Origin of the sequence: Ureibacillus sp. 179-F W5.1 NHS, assembly GCF_045369345.1 — a bacterium.
Taxonomy (GTDB): domain Bacteria; phylum Bacillota; class Bacilli; order Bacillales_A; family Planococcaceae; genus Ureibacillus; species Ureibacillus halotolerans.
In genome coordinates this window covers 1-19950 of record NZ_JBIQFG010000023.1, presented here as the reverse complement: position 1 = coordinate 19950, position 19950 = coordinate 1, and the positions used below count along the sequence as shown (strand labels likewise).

Here is a 19950-nt window from a genome sequence, read left to right as displayed (position 1 = left end):
TTTTACAAATTTATTTTGAATTTAATTTCTTTGCATAATCAAGTTTATTTTCTTGTCTAGAACGCGCGATTGCCAACGCGTCTTCTGGTACTTCTTTCGTAATCGTTGAACCAGCTGCTATAAACGAACCAGCACCTAATTTAACGGGTGCCACTAAATTTGAATTACATCCTACAAAAACATTATCTTCAATTACTGTTTTAAATTTATTTTTACCATCATAGTTAACTGTGATTGAACCACAACCGATGTTTACATTGTTCCCTACTTCCGCATCACCAATATAGCTTAAGTGGGAAACTTTTGTATCATTACCTAGCGTGCTTTTCTTCACTTCAACAAAGTTACCAATTTTCACGTGGTTTCCTAATTGAGAATCAGGACGTAAATGGGCAAATGGACCAACCGCAGTATCTTCTCCTACTACACTATCTGTTGCAACAGAATTTTGTACGATAGAGCGATCACCAATTTGACTATTAACAATTGTAGTATTCGGACCGATAATACAATCACTACCAATAATCGTCTTTCCTTCAATCATTACACCAGGCTTGATGACAGTATCACTACCAATTACTGCATCTGCACTAATAGAAGTAGTAGATGGATTAATAATCGTTACACCATTTCGCATATGCTTCTCATTAATACGAGCACGCATAATTTCTTCCGCTTGTGCTAATGCTACACGATCATTAACACCTAACGTTTCATCAAAATTGGAACAAGTATATGCTGATACAATTTCACCTTGTTGTTGTAATATTTCAATGACATCTGGTAAATAATATTCACCTTGTGCATTTTCATTTTTAACAAGCTTTAATGCTTCAAATAATGCTTTGTTATCAAAGCAATAAGTTCCAGTGTTAATTTCATTAACTAACTGTTGTTCAGGTGAAGCATCTTTTTGCTCTACAATTTGTTCTACTTGGCCATTAGCACCACGAATTACACGACCATAACCTGTTGGATTGTCAGCAACTGCCGTTAAAATCGTCGCTTTTGCCTTTTGATTTTGGTGATGTTCATATAGCGCTTTCATCGTTTCAGGACGAATTAAAGGAGTATCTCCACAAACAACTAACGTTGTCCCTTCCAATGAACCTAAAATCGCCTCAGCTTGAATAACGGCATGAGCCGTACCAAGTTGTTCTTCCTGAAGTACATATTCACTTTTATCGCCCAATTGATCTTTTACTTTATCCGCTCCGTGACCAACAACAGTAACAATACGGTTCACATTCAAAGTTTGAATGTTTTCTACAACATGTTCTACCATTGGTTTTCCACATACAGGATGGAGCACCTTATATAATTTGGACTTCATGCGAGTTCCTTGACCAGCAGCCAAAATGACTGCAAAAATGTTCGTCATTCTAAGTCCTCCAATTTTCCTCATATTCTCTTATGACTATATAGTAAATTCACCCGATTTTCAAGGCTTCCAGACTTGACAAATCCATGACATCCTCATTTGGTATTTCCTTCATTTTTTCTATTACTTTTATACATGAAAAAAGAGACTACTCTAGGTAAGTAGTCTCTTCATCTTTACATTATGCATTTGCCTCTTCAAGTTGAAGTGCTTCTTCTTCACTAGAAGCATGATAAGCAGCTAATACTACATCTTGAAGTTTATTTCTTGTTTCAGAGTTAATAGGATGTGCAATGTCACGGAATTCTCCGTCGGGTGTACGCTTGCTTGGCATAGCAACAAATAACCCATTATTTCCATCAATCACTCGAATATCATGAACCACGAATTCATCGTCTAGTGTGATGGAAGCAATTGCTCGCATGCGCCCATCAGTTTGAACACGTCTTAATCTTACGTCAGTAACTTCCATTCTCTCACTCCTCTCATCTAGGATGCCTTTTAAAGATATGATTCTACAAAAATTTCTTTTTTCCTTCTTCTTTTATAAAATTTTCGAAAAAATGAGAAATATTTTTTATATAAAAAAAATGACGAACTACTACTAAAGTAATTCACCACTTTTTCTTGTAAACTAGTTTATTCCACTACTGCTATTACTTCAATTTCTACCTTTACATCCTTTGGTAATCTAGCTACTTCTATTGCTGATCGTGCAGGTTTGTGATCTCCAAAATGATTAGCATACACTTCATTCATTGCTGCAAAGTCATTCATATCTGCTAAAAAGACAGTTGTTTTTACAACATGATTTAAAGAACTACCTGCTTCTTTTAAGACAGCTTTCAAATTTTCAAATACTTGATTTGTTTGAGCTACAATGTCGCCTTCTACTAATTCACCTGCTGCAGTTAACGGAATTTGACCAGAGCTATAGAACATTCCATTTACAATAATTCCTTGAGCGTATGGACCGATTGCTGCCGGTGCATTGTTCGTTGATACAGTTTTCATTTTATATGCCCTCCTTTAAAAAGTAATTCCCTTCACTTAAAGCAATGGTACGATCTTTTTCATTTACGGCATGGAGTTTTACTAATGAATAATAATCATCAACAAGCGTTTCATCTGCATGTTCTGCTTCTACAAGAACAGCAATCCCTGCAAGTTCACAATCAAACTCTTCCAATAAATTTTTCATTCCATTCATCGTACCCCCAACTTTCATAAAATCGTCGGTTATTAGCACACGTTGCCCACTCTTCATGCTACGTTTAGAAAGCACCATCGTTTGAATGCGACGGGAAGAACCTGAAACATAATTAATACTTACTGTTGAACCTTCTGTTACTTTACTATCTCGACGGACTACGACAACTGGAACATTCAAATGTCTAGCAATTGAATGAGCGATAGATATTCCTTTTGTCGCTACTGTCATAATGACATCAATATGTTGATCAGCAAAGATGCTAGCGAATACTTTCCCTACTCGATTCATAAGCTCCGGATTACCGAGTAAATCCGTCATAAACAAATATCCACCTGGCAATAAGCGGTCTGATTGGCTTAGTTCTGAAATTAATAATTGAATAATATCCCGAACTTCTTCCTTTGACATTTTAGGAATATATTTTACCCCACCTGCCGCACCAGGTACTGTCACCAACAACCCGATTCCTTTTTCTTCAAACGTTTCTTTTACAATCGTTAAATCTTCGCTAATTGAGGATTTAGCCGATTGATAAGTTTCAGAAAAATAAGTTAGCGGGATCAGCTGATGTGGATGCTCAAGTAAATAATAAGTCATATCAACTAGCCGTTCACTTCGCTTCCATTTCATGCGATCCTCTCCTAAACATTAAATTTGTACTTCAAGCTTTTTTGATTTTTTATACCCATACTTTTATTAATCAAGCAACTTTCAATAGACGAATAATTTATAGAAAAAGTATCATAAATGTACGCATTTAAGCAAGTGAATTTCTTTCCCCTAATAAACGAACTGCAAAAACTTCATCACAAAAACCTCGTAAACCATTATAAATACGAGGAAGTCTTGATTCGTTATCAACTAATCCAAATACAGTTGGACCACTTCCACTCATTAAAACTGCATCCGCGCCAAAACGTTTCATCTGTTCTTTAATCATGACAACTTCTGGATGAAGTTCAAAGGTAACGGATTCAAGAACATTCCCTACCGATTCACACATCATGAAATAATCATTTTTTTCTATCGCTTCAATCATTTGCTTTGTATTAGGGTGCTCAATCTCATCAACATTCAGTCCACCATAAACTTGTGCTGTTGATACGCCAATTTTCGGTTTAGCTAAAACGATCCAGCATGTTGGTGGTGCGGGAAGGTGATGAATTTTTTCTCCCCGTCCAGTTGCTAATGCCGTCCCCCCATAAACACAAAAGGATACATCCGAACCAATTTTAGCGCCTAATTCAGCTAACGTATCAATAGATAAATTTAAACCCCAAAGCTCGTTCAATCCTTTTAACGTTGCAGCTGCATCACTACTGCCACCAGCAAGACCAGCTGCAACCGGAATTTCTTTATCAATTACAATTGTAACGCCTTCTTTTATCCCATATGTATCTTTAATTAATTGGGCAGCTTGATAAGCTAAATTTCGATTATCATCTGGAATAAATCCATTAGTAGAATTGATTTTAATTTGCCCATCCTTACGGGACTCTAGTCCAATACGGTCTGATAAGTCAACCGTAGTCATAATCATCTCTACTTCATGGTAATTATCAGGACGTTTATATAAAACATCTAAAGTTAAATTTATTTTCGCTGGCGCTTTCACATAAAGCATACCGTGTCCTCCTCAATTGGCAACCAAATCTATAGTGAAACCCTTTTTGTTTTCATTTTAAAAATTAGTATAAGTTAACCATAAAAAGGTCCCTTATGTAGACAGTCTCATTACTTCCATATATTTTACCATAACGGAATCAAAAGTGTCTCAAACCCGTGTTACGAAATAGTTTAAACGTTTTTTTCAATAGTTATCAATGAAAAAGCCAATAAATCCATTTCAGGATTTATTGGCAAAATGTTAACTACTACTTACTTTTGATTGTTTTGGTTTTGCTGTGCTAGACCTTGTTCGGCCATTTCAATTGCTCGCTTTACCATATTACCTGCATCACGTGATTTTATTCCGCCCCAGCCTTCACGTTCGACTACATCATAAAATCCGAGTTCCTTGGCAATCTCTTCTTTTAGACGACTCGACATGATTCCTTTTCTTCTGGCCATGCAGTTATTCCTCCTTCAAAATAAGTAGGTTAACAACTGTAGTATGTGCGAAAGAAAACAAAAAACACTCAAAAATGAGTGTTTTAAAAATACAAATAAAACTATTTGGCAATGGCAACTTGCACATCGTCTAAAAATGTTATTTCTACTGCTTCAGTTAGAATATCTGTGTAGCTATAAGAAACGCGTTTACAAGCGTTATCTTCTTGATCGAGCTCAACTACAAATACTGCGTGATAAGTTTCACTAAGTACTCCATCACACTCAACCGTTTTCTTGCGACCTCCGTTTGCTTTTAATCGCAAACGTTTACCCAAATGACAATCTAGAGACTTTTTAATGTCAGCTAACGTTTTTGGCATTTTCGCATACACCTCACTATACCTAGTATAGCCCATTATTGGTTACTTGTCAACAAATTATAATATTTTATCAGCAGATAAAATTGTTGTCAACTTTTTTTGCATAAAAAAGTATTGGAATTTAATAAAAAAATGACACGTTTCATATTATTGTGTATTGCAAAAATGAGAATAAAGTGCATCTGCTAATTTTGCAAACTCTTGGATAGATAAAGTTTCCCCTCTTCTTGCCGGTTCAATACCACATTGTTCAAGGGCATCTAATATTTGTTGCTTCTTTTCCTTTCCTGAAGGAAGACCCGATTGCAAATTGTTCAAAATCGTTTTTCTACGTTGTGCAAAGGATGTACGGGTAACCTCAAATAAGAAATCTTCATCGATTACTTTAACTGGAGGTTCATCATGCTTAATTAATCGAATGACAGCAGAGTCTACATTTGGTTGAGGCATAAATACCGTTTTTGGTACAACCATTGCCACTTCTGCTTTTACATAATATTGAATAGCGATTGATAAGGAGCCATATTCCTTCGTACCAGGTTTTGCTGTTATACGATCAGCTACTTCCTTTTGCATCATGACAACAAAGCCGCGAATTGGTAAACGATCGTTTAATAATTTCATTAAAATAGGTGTTGTCACATAATAAGGTAAGTTTGCCACAACCATAATATCTTCAATACCTGGCATCTCTTTCTTTATTACTTTTTCTACATCTGCTTTTAATATATCGGAATGAATAATTTTAATGTTATCGTACGGACTTAATGTATCCTCTAATACCGGTAGTAAACGTTGATCGATTTCGAAAGATACAACTTTTTTGGCAGCCCGCGCAAGATGTTCAGTCAATGCCCCGATACCAGGTCCAATCTCAATCGCACCACTATCTTTCGTTAAATTAGCATGACTTACAATATTACGTAATATATTTGGATCAATTAAAAAATTTTGTCCTAAACTTTTTTTAAATGAAAATCCATATTTATTTAAAATTTCCTTTGTACGAATAGGTGTTGCGATATCTTTATACATTTTGCTCCTCCTGATCTAGTTGGGCTACTGCTTGACCAAATTGTTCAACAGTAATTTGAAACATGGTAAGTCGTTTATGCAATTGTTTGCCATTTGTCATTCCTATATTCAAAATTTCACCTAATCTTAAGCGACGATTTTTAGATTGGGGGTGTCCTATTAATCGAGCAACGAATAAATCTTCCATCGTAATTTCGGCTTCTATATGACCTTGAGCATTCGGTGTATAAACATTACTTAATGCTTCTCGAATATCTTCATCCCGGGCATGTTCAATTCCAAGTCCTTTGCCGTTTTTTGCAATGGTTTTTTCTTTAGCTAAAAATGCATGCTTTACTCCTGGTACTCTCTCCTCAATGATGGCACGAATACGCCGCCCTGGATAATCTGGATCTGTAAAAACGATAACGCCCCGTTTTTGTTGAGCATGCTCAATACGTCGAAGGATTTCCTCCGAAATAGCCGAACCGTTTGTCTCTATTGTATCAGCATTAACAGCACGTTTAATGGCCGTTGTATCATCTTTTCCTTCTACAACGATGATTTCTTGTATATTCAAAAATATACCCCTCTTTTCAAACAATCTGTGACTATAATAACATACAATAGTGTAAACGTCGTTTTATTTATAATTCATAACCAACGTATATAATGCATCCAAAAAATAAAAGAGTCTTCCCATTTACAGACAGGAAGACTCTTTTAAACATTTTGGTTGATCAACTAATCTTTTGAAAGCTTAATAGACTTAATTTAAAATTTTAATGCGGACTTTTTTCCGTCCCCAATTATTGGCTTCTTGTTTCGAGCTTACAAAGACATCAATTTTATTTCCTTGGATGGATCCACCCGTATCTGCAGCGATCGCATTACCATACCCTTCAACCCAAACTTTCGATCCTAATGGAATTACATTTGGGTCAACCGCAATAACTTTCATACCAGAATTGGCTTTTAAGTTAAGACCTGTGGCAGAAACGCCTGAACATCCTTTACAGTCTGCAGTGTAAGCAGTAGCCGTTACATAAAATTCTTTGCTATTTTTTGAAGAAGAACTATTACCACGAGAAACTGTAGCTGTTACTACTTTTGTACCAACTGCGACAACTTCTGTTTTTGGTTCTTTCAAAACTTCTTCTGTTTTTAGCTTTTTATCTACTACTTTACCATTTTCTTTCGTAACTTCATAAGTGCGAGCTATTTTTCCTTCCTCGCCCTCTGTGACTACCTTTTCTTTTCCTTTTAGTAACGAAGAGTCTGATTTCGTCTCTACTGCGAAATCAACCGATTCTTCCACTACATCGGTAACCTTTTCTACACGAACAACTGTGATTTTATCCTCTGGAGTGATAACAGCCTCCAAATCATTTTCAACACGATCAAACTCATTAAGCTGAATTCCCTGTTGTTTCAAAAAGTTAGCGACCGTAGTCGAAGTGGACCAAACTTGTCTTTCCTCTAAACCATCGACAAGCGTTAACTGAAACGCCTTTTGAATATCGATTTTGTTATCTGCTCCTACTTCTGCGTCCAAAGCAACTGATAATTTATCATGCTCTGTTACTTCGATATTTGCTTCTTCCAAAATGTTCTTCACTTTACTTTCAGTTGTCCAAACCTTTGACTCTTTTCCGTCAACTGAAATAGTTACTTCTTTAGCTTGTTCCCAATCAATCGTCATTCCACTGACGATCTTGGTGTTCAGTGAGGGTGATACTTTATCATATTCAGAAACGGCAATACCTTCTTGTTGTAAAAGTTCGCCTACTGTATTTGCGTGTGTTAATAATTCTTGTTCTTTACCGTTTGCATTTACAACAACCGACTCTTTTGTTCCTTGATAAGCAACAAAAGAAACTACTGAAACAAACAGGATAAGAGATATAATTCCTACCACTGTTCGCTTACTCCTCAATGATCCTGAGAACAAGTTTTTCATGGAAATTTTTGACATGAAAAACGCCTCCTTGACACTCGTTGGATTATACGGGCTACTTTTTTAGCTGTCAACCAATTAAATTTTTATAAAAAATAGTCCATTTATTTTAATCCGTCTTAAACGCAGTATTGGAGACGTTTCGGATTCTTATTCATCGAGTTTAAAAAATTTAATAGCATTTGAAGTTGTCACTCTTGCAACTTCGTCAACTGTTAACTCTTTTTGACGAGCAATTTCTTCAGCAACTAACGGTACATAGGACGGTTCATTCCGCTTACCTCGATAAGGATGGGGTGCCAAATATGGAGCATCTGTTTCAATCATTAAATGCTCTAATGGGATTTCTTTTGCAACTTCTTTTGGCTGGCGTGCATTTTTAAATGTGACAGGACCACCTAGACTAATCATGAAATTCATTGCAATGCACTCATGAGCTGTTTCAACACTACCGCTAAAACAGTGCATAACGCCCCCAACCGACGCAGCATTTTCTTCCCGTAATATTTTTACAACATCCCCAGTTGCTTCGCGATTATGAATAACGATTGGCAGTTTTAACTTTTGTGCTAGATGAATCTGTTTACGAAATAGTTCTTGTTGCACATCTTTAGGTGATTTATCCCAGTAGTAATCTAAACCCGTTTCTCCAATACCGACTACTTTAGGATGAGCGGCAAGTTGTTCAATCCACTCCAAATCTTCTGGTGTGCAATCAATTGCATCAACAGGATGCCATCCAATTACTGCATAAATAAATTCGTACTCATCTGCTAGTTTCATGGCTTTTTCGATTGTTTTTCGATCAAAGCCGACTACTACCATTTTTTCAACTTTCGCTTCAATTGCTCTCTCGATTACTTGTTGCAAATCTTCTTCATACTGATCTGCATTTAAATGGACATGTGTATCTATAAACATCTTCAATCTCCTCACTCATTTTATTGGAATAAAATATTTCTTAGTTGACATTCAAATTACAGATTTGTTACACGGATATCTTTTTATGTCATAAAACAATTTTTACATTACATTTTTTTAATAGAATTTACCTATTTCGACAGATTATGTTTTCTCCTTTATTATGACAATATAGTTTTAAAGTCACAATTTTTCTAGTGAAAAGCCTGTTGAACTTATCTTGTTCAACAGGCTTGAAAAGTTAAAATCCTTATTTAACTTTAGCTCCATTTTGCAACTTCGGATCAACGGTAGCAAGGGTTAATACACCATCATGGGAACCTGCTAAAATCATACCTTGTGAAAGCTCACCACGTAGCTTAACTGGTTTTAAGTTTGCTACAACTATGACTTTTTGCCCAACTAACTCTTCAGGTTTGTAATATTGAGCTATACCCGATACAACTTGACGTTGTTCATATCCAAGATCCACTTGCAGCTTTAATAATTTATCTGCTTTAGGAATTGGTTCACAAGCTGTTACCGTTGCAACCCTTAAGTCGATTTTCATAAAATCATCAATTGAAATTTCAGGAACATCTGAAACTTCAACTTCTGTCTTTTTCTCCTCTTCTTGAGGTGTTTTCACCGAAGCTCTCATTTGTTCTCTAATATAAGCAACTTCAACTTCAACATCTAAACGAGGGAAAATTGGTATTCCTTTTTCTACCACTTTTATATTTTCCGGAATAACATTCCCAAATGTTTCAATTGTTTCCCAATTTAAATAAGATTCGTCTAAACCTAATTGTTCGACAATTTGTTTAGGTGTTGACGTCATAAATGGTTGTAACATTACGGCAATATGACGTAAACTTTCAGCCAAATTATACATGACTGACGCTAATTTACCTTTATTTTCTTCATCTTTTGCCAATACCCAAGGTTGTGTTTCGTCAATATATTTATTCGTACGAGAAACAAGGGACCAAACATCGGATAATACAACGCTAAATTGCATTTTCTCCATATTTTGCTCGTAAATTAAACGAGTTTCTTTTGCGTGTACTTTAAGGGCAGCATCGAACTCAGTTTCTACTAGTTTTTTCGTTGGAATAATACCATCAAAATATTTGTTCATCATTGAAACGGTACGATTCAATAAGTTTCCTAAGTCGTTTGCTAAATCAAAATTCGTTCTTTCAACAAATGATTCTGGAGAAAATACGCCATCAGCACCAAAAGGTAGCTCGCGAAGTAAGAAGTATCTCGTTGCGTCTAATCCATAGCGTTCAATTAACATTTCTGGATAAACGACATTCCCTTTCGATTTCGACATTTTTCCATCTTTCATCATGATAAAACCATGGGCAAATACTTTTTTAGGTAATGGTAAATCTAAAGCCATTAAGAAAATTGGCCAATAAATTGTATGGAAACGAACAATATCTTTCCCTACAACTTGTACATCAGCTGGCCAGTATTTATTGAATAATTCTTCATTATCTGATCCGTATCCTAAAGCTGTTATATAGTTTGATAAAGCGTCCACCCAAACATAAATAACATGCTTTGGATCTCCAGGTACTTTAATACCCCAATCAAATGAAGTTCTTGAAACAGATAAATCCTCTAAACCAGGTTTAATAAAGTTATTTATCATTTCATTTTTACGAGATTCTGGCTCAATGAATTCAACATTTTTTTCGTAATATTGTAATAATCGATCCGCATATTTCTTCATGTTGAAGAAATATGATTCCTCTTTTACTTTATGAACTGGACGTCCACAATCAGGACAGTTTCCATCTACTAACTGGGTTTCAGTGTAAAAAGATTCACAAGGTGTACAATACCAGCCTTCATATTCCCCTTTATAAATGTCTCCATTATCAAGGAATTTTTGGAAGATTTTTTCTACACTTTTTGTATGGCGCTCTTGTGTAGTTTGAATAAAATCATCGTAAGAAATATCCATTAAAGACCAAAGTTTTTTTGCTGCATCTGCAATTTCATTAACGTACTCCTGCGGATGTTTCCCTGCTTCAGATGCCTTTTCTTGAATTTTTTGACCATGCTCGTCCATACCCGTTAAAAAACGAACATCATATCCTCTTAATCGTTTATATCGTGCCATCGTATCTGATGCCACAGTTGTATATGCTGTACCGATATGAAACTTACCACTGGGATAATAAATTGGGGTTGTTATATAAAATGTATTCTTTTCACTCACTTAAAATGGCCTCCATTGTCAAACTGTATAGTGTTTATTTTATCGAAGTAAGAAAATTGTTTCAATGAAAGAATATTATTACAGAATGTTGTCGAAAAATACTATTAGTAAAAGGTGTAAATTTGGTGGAACTTTCCAACTAAATTGAACGTTTTATATTAATAATCTATATTTTTAAATCAGAAATCCCGTTTATGTATCAAATGTTCACAACTATTTCACATCAATATTAAACCATTAATGCTAAATAATTGACGTTTATGGCATTACTTGGTATGATTCTAATCAGACAGAGAATAATGTCGAATTTTGGCGAAACAAAAGAAAATAATATAATAAACAATCCATAGGAGGAAATATTGTCATGAAATCAACAGGTATCGTTCGTAAAGTCGATGAATTAGGACGTGTAGTTATTCCGATCGAGCTTCGTCGTACATTAGGCATTGCAGAAAAAGATGCGTTAGAAATTTACGTTGATGACGATAAAATCATTCTTAAAAAATATATGCCTAACATGACTTGTGCTGTAACTGGTGAAGTTTCCGATGAAAACTTCCGTCTTGCTGGAGGCAAATTAATTTTAAGTCCAGAAGGTGCAGAAATTTTAATGAAAGAAATCCAACAACATATTTCTAAGTAAGAACTATAAAAAAGCGTTGCTAACTTTTAAATCATTAAAAATAGCATACGCTTTTTTTATTTTTATCATACTGTTTTATACATGATATTCCTGGTAAACATCTCTTTTTGCTAGCCCTCGAAGTTTAGCAACTTCTTTAATGGCTTCTTTTGAATTCATTTGTTTTTCTTCTATTAGATAGTCCACATGTTCTACTAGAGATAAACTTGTCCAATAAGATTCTTGCTCCTCTTCGATTTCACCATTTATATTCCCTTCAATAATGACACAAAATTCTCCACGTATTTCATTTTCACTTACCCATTGGACTGCTTCTGAAATTGTACCGCGCAAAAACTCTTCAAATTTTTTCGTGAGCTCTCGGGCTAACACAATCTTTCGATTTCCTAGAATAAGTTCCAAATCCTTTAAAGTTTCCTTTAAACGGTGTGGAGCCTCATAGAAAATGATTGTTTCTTCCCGCTTCGCCAATTTTTCTAACTGTTGTCGACGTTCCTTTTTATGACGATTTAAAAATCCAAAGAAATAAAATGGCTGCGGTGTAATACCTGATGCAATTAATGCTGTTAAAGCTGCATTGGCACCAGGTATAGGAACAACGGCAAAATCCTCTTCTATAGCTTTCATAACAATATCTGCTCCCGGATCCGAAATACATGGAAGACCTGCATCACTTACTAAAGCAACCGATTTCCCTTCCCGTAAATACCCTAAAAGTTTCTCCCCACCTTGCTCTAAATTATGTTCATGGTAACTTACTAATGGGGTTTGAATGTCAAAGTAATGACATAATTTTTTTGTATTACGGGTATCCTCAGCTGCAATGACATCTACTTCTTTTAAAATACGCAACGCTCGTACTGTCATATCTTCTAAGTTCCCTATAGGGGTTGCAACTAAATAAAGACAGCTTCCCTGTTCATGTTGACTGCTCTTTTGTGATTTCATCAAACGTCTCTCCCAATATATTTCAATTTTTCGCTTCGTTTTAACTGTTTAAAGGCATACTCGGCTCGCATTGCTTCTTGCTTTGTAGCATAAGTTTCAAAATAGATACACTTAACAGGGCGATGGGCCTTCGTATATTTCGCACCCTTTCCTGCATTATGGGTTGCTAATCGTTTCTCCAAATTGTTTGTATAGCCAGCATAAAGAGATTGATTTGCACATTCTAAAACATAAAAAATATGACTATTTTTTGTCTCCATAAAGAATTTCACTCACTTCATCCGTATATTGATTATTCTCATCATATACATACAATGGTGGTAATACTTTCAAATCAGGTTTCCCGTCCTTTATGCCTTCTATTAATAAAGTATTTGCTTCTTTCCCGAATTTAGGATACACAAAGCGGATTCGTTTTGGTTCGAGACGGTGAGCTCTCATTGAAGTAACAATATCTAAAAGTCTTCCCGGACGATGAACAAATGCAGCTTTTCCGCCTTGCTTTAACAACCGACTGGCAGATTCGATTGCCTCATCTAAAGTTAAATGAATTTCATGTCTAGCAATGGCATAATGTTCACTAACATTTTTATCGCTTAATTCATGGGCTAAAAAATACGGTGGATTACATGTAACCACATCATATTTTTCAATACCTAACTGGGGTGGAATTTCTTTCACATCACCTTGAATCATTTTAATTTGATCTTCTAACCCATTATACTTTATACTCCGCTCAGCCATATCATATAGTCGATACTGCAATTCTACTCCTATAATGTCTGCCTTTGTACGCGCACTTAAAAATAGAGGTATTACACCATTTCCCGAACATAAGTCCACTACTTTACCCTTATTTACTGGAACACTAACAAATCTTGATAATAACACTGCATCTAATGAAAAAGAAAAGACGGACGGACTTTGGATAATTCTTAAATCTTCAGCCAATAAATAATCCAGCCGCTCATCATCCTTTAACCATTGCTCCACAAAATATCCTCCATTCAAAAATACTCTTATCAAAAGAAAAGACTGAAAACCACATTTGTGGTATCAGCCTTTTGAACAAAATCTTTGGTGTATCGGCACCGCTTTGATGCATTTATGTATGCCTCTAGATAGTTATCTATGACATCACCAAACTAACCATTATCCACACTACTAACTTTTTTAGGTTTTGTAATGGATAAAGTTTAAGCATTTTGTTTATTTAAAAACGATAGACAAAACAAGCAATCTTCACCTTTTCGAGAACTACCAAAATGAACGTGACAAACGTGGAACCCTTCTTGGTAAAGACGCGCTAAATTATCATATCCTTCTCCAATATCTAACAAGCTCATTTTTTCATTTTCGCTACGTTCATCAGAAGTATCGTTGGATAATAGCTCTTCTAGACGTCTACGAAGGTGAAGATTTTCCGTTTGAATTGCCTGATGATCTTCCACCATATGTGCAACATATTTTTTTAAGTCATTATATTGTTGCTGTAGCGATTCGAGCTGTCGTTCGAATTCCATAACCGAATCTAAGAAATTGCGGTCCTTCACTCAAAACCACCCCACTTGTTCATCTATATCAAATTTTTCTCGCATTCAATAATTTCGTCTAATGTATATTCAACAGTTCGTTCCTGCTCTTCTAAAAACACTTGAATTAATCGTTCTAAAACATTTATCCCTACTACTTTACCTGGGCCATCAGGCGTCATCGTAGAGTCTCCGATATCTGGCATACCTTCTTTAGCCACTTCATAATCGTCATTTTCATATTTTAAACAACACATTAAGCGTCCACAAAGACCAGAAATTTTTGTTGGATTAAGCGATAAGTTTTGGTCTTTCGCCATTTTAATCGAAACGGGATCAAAGTCTCCTAAAAATGTTGAACAGCATAACATTCTTCCACAAGGACCTATCCCGCCAAGTAATTTTGCTTCATCACGTACACCGATTTGACGTAATTCAATACGTGTGCGGAAAATAGAAGCTAAATCCTTTACTAACTCACGGAAATCAACTCTTCCTTCAGCAGTAAAGTAAAAAATAATTTTATTACGATCAAATGTATATTCAACATCAACAAGTTTCATTTCAAGGTTATGTTCGCTAATTTTTGTACTAGCAAGTTCAAAAGCTCGTTGTGATTCTTGTGTGTTTTCCTCAACTTGAATGCGATCTCGTTCATCAGCAGGGCGTAGTACTTGTTTTAAAGGTAAAACAACATCATTTTCTCCCACTTGCTTCATTGGCACGACGATCTTTCCATATTCAACCCCTCTTGCAGTTTCTACAATGACATATTGCCCTTTTTCCAGTAGAAATACGCCGGGGTCGAAATAATATATTTTACCCGCTTTTTTAAAGCGGACTCCAACTACATTATACAAATGTATACCCCTCCTGCAGGTTAAGCATTAACTGCTCCATCATAAGCGTTCGATTCATGTTGCGCCCTAAATTTTGCCTTGCTTGCAATATTGCTTGCATTTGGTTAGATAAGCGATTATACGTTGTATGTAACGCTTGCTCCTTCCAGCTTTGTAACATATCCGGATATGTACAAGAACTTTCAGGATTCGCCTTTATTGCTACAATATCACGATATGCAAAAAGTAGTAAATCTAACGCTTGCTCCATCTCTTCTTTTTCTTTAAAAGAAGGTATCCAATCTTCGTACACAACGAGTAAAGCTTCGTGTACATTTTTTCTTACTGTCTCTACTAATTTTAACACTGTTTTTCTTGTATGTGCAAACTGCTCATCATTAGCTAATGAAATGGCAGTTTCTAAACTGTTGGTAACCATACTAACTGTTGAAGCCATTGAGAAAGTGATACCTTGTTCCTGTAGTTGCTTTAATAAAATATTTCGCGGAATGGAAGCAAATTTTATATGCTGGCAACGGGATTGAATGGTTGGAAGAATAGACTGATAACTTTCCGTTAGCAATAAAGCCGTTACTTCACCCTCAGGCTCTTCTAAAAATTTCAGTAATGTATTAGCAGAAGCTATATTTAGACGGTCTGCATGGTGAAGAACATAAATCTTACGTCCTTCTTCAATACTTGTTTTCGTCATACCGGAAATCAGGTTTCGAATTTGGTCGATTTTGATAAATTGTCCGTCTGGTTCTAACTGTTTTACATTTGGATGATTGCCAGTATCAATGCGTTTACAGTTTCGACATGTTTCACATGGAACATTTTTCGACGGGTTCAGACACAATAATAGTTTTATGAAGAATATTGCGAACTCCCTTTTTCCTGTTCCTTTTTCCCCATCAAAAATATACGCATGGCCTGTTCTATTTTTTTCAAAAATCGTTTGTAATTGCTTCATCACTACTGGTTGTAACACCTTCAGTTCTTCCACATTTCCTGCCATTTCTTTCACCTTTTTTCTTAAACGACTATTTCTACTTTTTTATTTCTTTTAGAAAAAACCCCGTGTCCCATACAGGAAAGAAGACACGGGTTCTACATATATAAATTAACTAACAATCCTTTAATTTCTCCAATTTTATCAAGCAAATCGATTGTATCCTTCTCTTCACTTAAAATATCTTGTGCAAGTTCAACTAGACGTTCATCTATTGTTTCCACAATTTTTAGACGGCGCCCTTCTCCAAAACGATTCCAAGTATGAGACTGTTTCATATCTAATCCATATTCAACTGCCTCTTGTAAAAAACGTTTGATGAGCATTTTAAAACGAGTAAGTTCCCGTAAGTTACGAGATCTAGCAACACGATCACCAGCAGCAGAAATATCGCCCATTAATCTTGTTAACTGTTCCGTTTGTAATTTCGAACCTTGTTTAACAAGAATCTCACCAAAACGATTCCCTGATTGGTGCATATGTTTTAACTCATTAGGATTCGCTTTTAAACCTACACGTAAATTTTGATCTATCTTCAATACCTTTCGCCTCCACCCAATCTCATAAAAGGCTAGTATATAAAGCAGAGATATCGATTTAAAAAATCATGAATCTCAGTCTAGCCAATCCTATTCATTCCTTCAATCTTTATAACTGAATAGGATTAAAAATGGTGGAACTGTTCAATAGGTAATACAAAAACTGTAGCTCCCCCAACTTCAACTTCAATGGGATACGGGATATAAGAGTCTGCGTTACCACCTAACGGAGATACAGGTGACACCATTTGTTCACGGGAACGGCAATTATCTCGAATAATATCAAGTAATTGAGGAATCGATGAATCCTCTGTTCCAACAATAAAGGTTGTATTTCCTGATCGTAAAAAACCACCAGTACTTGCTAATTTTGTCGCACGAAAATTATGCTTTGTTAATGCACTAGACAAACGGTTACTATCTTGGTCCTGAACGACTGCAACAACTAACTTCATCCGTACTCACTCCCCATATATTGAATTGGTGTTCTTATTATAGCATACATAGTATGCCTACTTCATTTACTTTCCTCTAAAGTCTCACTTAAAAGATGCCAAACATCTTCTACTACTTTATCTATAGGCTGGTCAGCATTAACTACTTTAATTCTATTAGGATAACGCTTTACTAATAGTTGATAACCTTCTCTTACCTTTTCATGAAAAGATAAGCTCTCTACATCAAGTCTATTCACTTCCCTGTCATTGTGTGAATGAATTCGGGCTAGTCCTACTTTCGGTTCTAAATCAAACAATATTGTCAAATCCGGCATTCGTTTTCCGATGGCAAATTCATTTATTGCTAAAACTTCATCTATTCCAATTCCCCGGGCATATCCTTGATAGGCTAAGGATGAATCAATAAAACGATCACATAATACAAGCTTTCCCTTTTGGATTGCTGGTTCAACTTTTTCAAAGAAATGTTGACTTCTTGCAGCAGCATATAATAAAGCCTCTGTTCTTTCGTCCATAGCGGTATGCTCCGGATTTAATATAACTTCACGTATTTTTTCCGCAATTTCAATACCCCCTGGCTCCCTTGTTGCCATTATGTCGATCTTTAGTTGTTCGAGACGTTCCACTATTTTAGTTAAAATCGTCGTTTTTCCTGCCCCTTCTGGACCTTCAAACGTTATAAATAAGTTTCTTTTCATTTCTATATTCCTCCGGCTGCTACTTTATGACGTATATGAGCTTTTCATTTAGGCGATGTTGTCCTTGAAAAGCTGCACCTACTGCAAGTAACTCTTCTAATTGGCTTAATTTTGATACAGTAACTTTTTCTCCAGGCAAAAATAATGGCACTCCAGGTGGATACGGAATAAGCATACTTGCTGATACTCTTCCAATGGCACGCATATAAGGCACCCATTCCTTTTCTAACTGTTCTATTTCGTCATAAGAGTATTCTGGAATGGAAACTGTCGTATGATTATGACTAGGTACTACTGATGGAATTAGCGTCTCATTTTCCTTTTTTAATGTTGATAACGCCTCTTTAAAACGTATGCGAGCATCTGCAAAGGAATATGGCTGTTCATGTTTTAATAACGGTAATATGACGAGCACTTGATATAGGTCTGCTAGTTCTACATAAATACCTTGTTGCTCAAGTGCCTCCTTTAATTGGAATCCGCTTTTACCAGGTATACGAATTAAAAGTTTTAATGGATCATCCACTTCAATTACTTGAAGCGGATGTAGTGAGCGTAATGCCTCAATCCATTGATTACGTTTTTCCATTAAATATACGGCATCACTCTCTAAATAACTACTTATATAATCTCTAGCATCATCCAGTGAAGCCAGTAATAAATAGGATGGACTACTAGATTGTAACATTCTTAAATAATGATTCACTTTTTCTACATCAATCAGTTGTGAATTTACATGTAAAAAGGAGGCCATTGTCATAGCAGGTAATGTTTTATGGGCTGATTGCACAACAACATCAGCACCTAATTGTAAAGCAGAAGTAGGAAAACTCTTACTCGCTATTAAATGGGCACCATGGGCTTCATCAATTAATACAGGAATGTCCATTTCGTGGCACATATCTATTTGCTGTTTTAATGCTTCTTCTCCCGCTACCCCATAATAAGTTGGATAGGTTAGTAAAACCGCTTTGGCATCAGGATGAAGTTGCAATGCCTCCTGTAAAGTGGCTGTTGGTACTTCTCCTGCTGTTAAAGACACTTCATCCCATCTAGGAGCAACAAATATTGCTTTAGCACCGACTAACTCCAACCCATGGAAAATAGATTTATGCGCGTTTCTCTGTACGATGATTTTGTCATTTCTTTTACACGTTGCATATATCATTGCTAAATTACCAACTGTTGAACCATTTACTAAAAAAAAGCTACGTTGAGCACCATAAGTTTTTGCTAATAAAATCTCGGCTTGTTTTATCGCTTCTTCAGAATGGTGATAATCATCCAAACCAGTTAATTCTGTTAAATCATATGTAAGGGCAGTTTTTATTTCATTTGGTAATGACGATAACAAACCGCTTTTATGTCCTGGAACATGCCAACTTAACGGCTTTTGTTCTACGAAATGTTGTAAAGCCGTAACGATCGGTCTTTCCCTTTTCATTGTCTCACTCCGTTCATTTCTCTTTCTATATTATAGTGCTTCTATAGAATTCACGCACGATTTTGAATGTATTTTAGAAGAATCCTTTATCTTTAATTTTCTCTATTTTGTAATCATCGGCGTACTGAAACTTCTAATTATTGGGGCTTTTTAGGTATAAAAAGACCACTGAATTTTCAGTGGTCTCTGTTGCCTAGCGACGTCCTACTCTCACAGGGGCACCCCTCAACTACCATCGACGCTTTCTGCGAAGCGCGATGACACGTCGGAAAACTGCGTCATCTTCGGCGGTCCGATGCTCATGTACCAAGTACACTGCGCTTCGGTCCTCCTTGATTCCTTGTTTTCCTCGGTCCTCCCACTTCTCGAGGTTTTCCTTCTGTATTTTTGATTGTCCTTAAACGCGCCGATTAAAGCCTTCGGCTTTTTGTACGTTGGGGGCTTTTTAGGTATAAAAAAGACCACTGAATTTTCAGTGGTCTCTGTTGCCTAGCAACGTCCTACTCTCACAGGGGGAAGCCCCCAACTACCATCGGCGCTAAAGAGCTTAACTTCCGTGTTCGGTATGGGAACGGGTGTGACCTCTTTGCCATCATCACTAGACTATTTAGTTGAGAGCTTGTTCTCTCAAAACTGGATAAAGACATTGAATGCATTCAAGATTTGGTTAAGTCCTCGATCGATTAGTATTCGTCAGCTCCATG

At 36.1% G+C, this 19950-nt stretch carries 23 protein-coding genes and 1 rRNA gene; 1 reads left to right on the top strand and 23 read right to left on the bottom strand.

Features of this window, described 5'->3' with window-relative positions; all coding sequences use genetic code 11:
- Window positions 1-10: 10 nt before the first annotated feature.
- The 12 genes from glmU to metG form a co-directional block, all read right to left on the bottom strand.
- Complete coding sequence (glmU, locus tag ACH0B5_RS11265; protein WP_122972284.1) at window positions 11-1381, bottom strand: bifunctional UDP-N-acetylglucosamine diphosphorylase/glucosamine-1-phosphate N-acetyltransferase GlmU; 1371 nt, start codon at window positions 1379-1381, stop codon at window positions 11-13.
- A 181-nt stretch (window positions 1382-1562) separates the two neighbouring features.
- Window positions 1563-1853, bottom strand: coding sequence for a septation regulator SpoVG (gene spoVG, locus ACH0B5_RS11260; protein WP_122972285.1), 291 nt, complete (start codon window positions 1851-1853; stop codon window positions 1563-1565).
- A 167-nt stretch (window positions 1854-2020) separates the two neighbouring features.
- Window positions 2021-2395 (bottom strand): RidA family protein, encoded by a 375-nt coding sequence (locus ACH0B5_RS11255; protein ID WP_122972286.1) that lies wholly within the window; start codon window positions 2393-2395, stop codon window positions 2021-2023.
- Between the two features lies 1 nt (window position 2396).
- Window positions 2397-3224: a pur operon repressor gene (gene purR / locus ACH0B5_RS11250; RefSeq protein ID WP_122972287.1), complete on the bottom strand. Its 828-nt coding sequence runs from the start codon at window positions 3222-3224 to the stop codon at window positions 2397-2399.
- Between the two features lie 127 nt (window positions 3225-3351).
- Complete coding sequence (gene ispE / locus ACH0B5_RS11245; protein ID WP_122972288.1) at window positions 3352-4218, bottom strand: 4-(cytidine 5'-diphospho)-2-C-methyl-D-erythritol kinase; 867 nt, start codon at window positions 4216-4218, stop codon at window positions 3352-3354.
- A 254-nt stretch (window positions 4219-4472) separates the two neighbouring features.
- Window positions 4473-4664 (bottom strand): small, acid-soluble spore protein, alpha/beta type, encoded by a 192-nt coding sequence (locus ACH0B5_RS11240; protein ID WP_122972289.1) that lies wholly within the window; start codon window positions 4662-4664, stop codon window positions 4473-4475.
- Window positions 4665-4765: 101 nt separating this feature from the next.
- Window positions 4766-5026, bottom strand: a complete 261-nt coding sequence (veg, locus tag ACH0B5_RS11235) for a biofilm formation stimulator Veg (RefSeq protein WP_122972290.1) — start codon at window positions 5024-5026, stop codon at window positions 4766-4768.
- Between the two features lie 147 nt (window positions 5027-5173).
- Window positions 5174-6061, bottom strand: coding sequence for a 16S rRNA (adenine(1518)-N(6)/adenine(1519)-N(6))-dimethyltransferase RsmA (gene rsmA, locus ACH0B5_RS11230; RefSeq protein ID WP_122972291.1), 888 nt, complete (start codon window positions 6059-6061; stop codon window positions 5174-5176).
- Complete coding sequence (rnmV, locus tag ACH0B5_RS11225) at window positions 6054-6620, bottom strand: ribonuclease M5 (RefSeq protein ID WP_406927835.1); 567 nt, start codon at window positions 6618-6620, stop codon at window positions 6054-6056. The genes rsmA and rnmV overlap by 8 nt, the downstream gene beginning before the upstream one ends.
- A 189-nt stretch (window positions 6621-6809) precedes the next feature.
- Complete coding sequence (locus tag ACH0B5_RS11220; RefSeq protein ID WP_122972293.1) at window positions 6810-8015, bottom strand: resuscitation-promoting factor; 1206 nt, start codon at window positions 8013-8015, stop codon at window positions 6810-6812.
- 132 nt (window positions 8016-8147) lie between these two features.
- Window positions 8148-8918, bottom strand: coding sequence for a TatD family hydrolase (locus tag ACH0B5_RS11215; RefSeq protein ID WP_122972294.1), 771 nt, complete (start codon window positions 8916-8918; stop codon window positions 8148-8150).
- Window positions 8919-9168: 250 nt separating this feature from the next.
- Window positions 9169-11133, bottom strand: coding sequence for a methionine--tRNA ligase (gene metG, locus ACH0B5_RS11210; RefSeq protein ID WP_122972295.1), 1965 nt, complete (start codon window positions 11131-11133; stop codon window positions 9169-9171).
- Window positions 11134-11497: 364 nt separating this feature from the next.
- Here metG and ACH0B5_RS11205 point away from each other — a divergent pair, with 364 nt between their 5' ends.
- The gene (locus ACH0B5_RS11205; RefSeq protein ID WP_122972296.1) at window positions 11498-11776 is read left to right on the top strand and encodes a transition state genes transcriptional regulator AbrB; all 279 of its coding nucleotides are present in this window, start codon (window positions 11498-11500) and stop codon (window positions 11774-11776) included.
- Between the two features lie 75 nt (window positions 11777-11851).
- On the opposite strand, the gene rsmI is transcribed toward ACH0B5_RS11205, so the two are convergent.
- From rsmI to rrf, 11 genes are all read right to left on the bottom strand, one after another.
- On the bottom strand, window positions 11852-12724 hold the full coding sequence (gene rsmI / locus ACH0B5_RS11200; RefSeq protein ID WP_406927834.1) for a 16S rRNA (cytidine(1402)-2'-O)-methyltransferase: 873 nt from the start codon (window positions 12722-12724) through the stop codon (window positions 11852-11854).
- Window positions 12724-12984 carry a GIY-YIG nuclease family protein gene (locus ACH0B5_RS11195; RefSeq protein WP_122972298.1) on the bottom strand — a complete coding sequence of 87 codons (261 nt, stop codon included), beginning with the start codon at window positions 12982-12984 and terminating at the stop codon, window positions 12724-12726. Before ACH0B5_RS11195 ends, rsmI begins: the two co-directional genes overlap by 1 nt.
- Window positions 12968-13717 (bottom strand): tRNA1(Val) (adenine(37)-N6)-methyltransferase, encoded by a 750-nt coding sequence (locus tag ACH0B5_RS11190; RefSeq protein WP_406927833.1) that lies wholly within the window; start codon window positions 13715-13717, stop codon window positions 12968-12970. Before ACH0B5_RS11190 ends, ACH0B5_RS11195 begins: the two co-directional genes overlap by 17 nt.
- Before the next feature lie 203 nt (window positions 13718-13920).
- Window positions 13921-14277 (bottom strand): DNA replication initiation control protein YabA, encoded by a 357-nt coding sequence (yabA, locus tag ACH0B5_RS11185; protein ID WP_122972300.1) that lies wholly within the window; start codon window positions 14275-14277, stop codon window positions 13921-13923.
- 23 nt (window positions 14278-14300) lie between these two features.
- On the bottom strand, window positions 14301-15116 hold the full coding sequence (locus tag ACH0B5_RS11180; protein ID WP_122972301.1) for a PSP1 domain-containing protein: 816 nt from the start codon (window positions 15114-15116) through the stop codon (window positions 14301-14303).
- Window positions 15109-16113: a DNA polymerase III subunit delta' gene (gene holB / locus ACH0B5_RS11175; RefSeq protein WP_122972302.1), complete on the bottom strand. Its 1005-nt coding sequence runs from the start codon at window positions 16111-16113 to the stop codon at window positions 15109-15111. The genes ACH0B5_RS11180 and holB overlap by 8 nt, the downstream gene beginning before the upstream one ends.
- Window positions 16114-16205: 92 nt before the next feature.
- Window positions 16206-16646: a YaaR family protein gene (locus ACH0B5_RS11170; RefSeq protein ID WP_122972303.1), complete on the bottom strand. Its 441-nt coding sequence runs from the start codon at window positions 16644-16646 to the stop codon at window positions 16206-16208.
- A gap of 125 nt (window positions 16647-16771) precedes the next feature.
- Window positions 16772-17101 carry a cyclic-di-AMP receptor gene (locus ACH0B5_RS11165; protein WP_341362923.1) on the bottom strand — a complete coding sequence of 110 codons (330 nt, stop codon included), beginning with the start codon at window positions 17099-17101 and terminating at the stop codon, window positions 16772-16774.
- Window positions 17102-17163: 62 nt separating this feature from the next.
- Window positions 17164-17802 (bottom strand): dTMP kinase, encoded by a 639-nt coding sequence (tmk, locus tag ACH0B5_RS11160; protein WP_122972305.1) that lies wholly within the window; start codon window positions 17800-17802, stop codon window positions 17164-17166.
- Window positions 17803-17821: 19 nt separating this feature from the next.
- Entirely contained in the window at window positions 17822-19246 is a 1425-nt protein-coding gene (locus ACH0B5_RS11155; RefSeq protein WP_122972306.1) for an aminotransferase class I/II-fold pyridoxal phosphate-dependent enzyme, read from the bottom strand.
- A 487-nt stretch (window positions 19247-19733) separates the two neighbouring features.
- Window positions 19734-19849, bottom strand: a 5S ribosomal RNA gene (gene rrf, locus ACH0B5_RS11150).
- Window positions 19850-19950: the final 101 nt, after the last annotated feature.

Bases quoted from the DNA above. Each gene is read 5' to 3' on its own strand.
- ACH0B5_RS11215 (WP_122972294.1), bottom strand. From the start codon at position 8,918: ATGTTTATAGATACACATGTCCATTTAAATGCAGATCAGTATGAAGAA.
- rsmA (WP_122972291.1), bottom strand. From the start codon at position 6,061: ATGTATAAAGATATCGCAACACCTATTCGTACAAAGGAAATTTTAAAT.
- ACH0B5_RS11255 (WP_122972286.1), bottom strand. From the start codon at position 2,395: ATGAAAACTGTATCAACGAACAATGCACCGGCAGCAATCGGTCCATAC.
- ACH0B5_RS11155 (WP_122972306.1), bottom strand. From the start codon at position 19,246: ATGAAAAGGGAAAGACCGATCGTTACGGCTTTACAACATTTCGTAGAA.
- tmk (WP_122972305.1), bottom strand. From the start codon at position 17,802: ATGAAAAGAAACTTATTTATAACGTTTGAAGGTCCAGAAGGGGCAGGA.
- ACH0B5_RS11240 (WP_122972289.1), bottom strand. From the start codon at position 4,664: ATGGCCAGAAGAAAAGGAATCATGTCGAGTCGTCTAAAAGAAGAGATT.
- purR (WP_122972287.1), bottom strand. From the start codon at position 3,224: ATGAAATGGAAGCGAAGTGAACGGCTAGTTGATATGACTTATTATTTA.
- ACH0B5_RS11165 (WP_341362923.1), bottom strand. From the start codon at position 17,101: ATGAAGTTAGTTGTTGCAGTCGTTCAGGACCAAGATAGTAACCGTTTG.
- holB (WP_122972302.1), bottom strand. From the start codon at position 16,113: ATGGCAGGAAATGTGGAAGAACTGAAGGTGTTACAACCAGTAGTGATG.
- veg (WP_122972290.1), bottom strand. From the start codon at position 5,026: ATGCCAAAAACGTTAGCTGACATTAAAAAGTCTCTAGATTGTCATTTG.
- rsmI (WP_406927834.1), bottom strand. From the start codon at position 12,724: ATGAAATCACAAAAGAGCAGTCAACATGAACAGGGAAGCTGTCTTTAT.
- glmU (WP_122972284.1), bottom strand. From the start codon at position 1,381: ATGACGAACATTTTTGCAGTCATTTTGGCTGCTGGTCAAGGAACTCGC.
- ACH0B5_RS11220 (WP_122972293.1), bottom strand. From the start codon at position 8,015: ATGTCAAAAATTTCCATGAAAAACTTGTTCTCAGGATCATTGAGGAGT.
- ACH0B5_RS11195 (WP_122972298.1), bottom strand. From the start codon at position 12,984: ATGGAGACAAAAAATAGTCATATTTTTTATGTTTTAGAATGTGCAAAT.
- spoVG (WP_122972285.1), bottom strand. From the start codon at position 1,853: ATGGAAGTTACTGACGTAAGATTAAGACGTGTTCAAACTGATGGGCGC.
- ACH0B5_RS11205 (WP_122972296.1), top strand. From the start codon at position 11,498: ATGAAATCAACAGGTATCGTTCGTAAAGTCGATGAATTAGGACGTGTA.
- ispE (WP_122972288.1), bottom strand. From the start codon at position 4,218: ATGCTTTATGTGAAAGCGCCAGCGAAAATAAATTTAACTTTAGATGTT.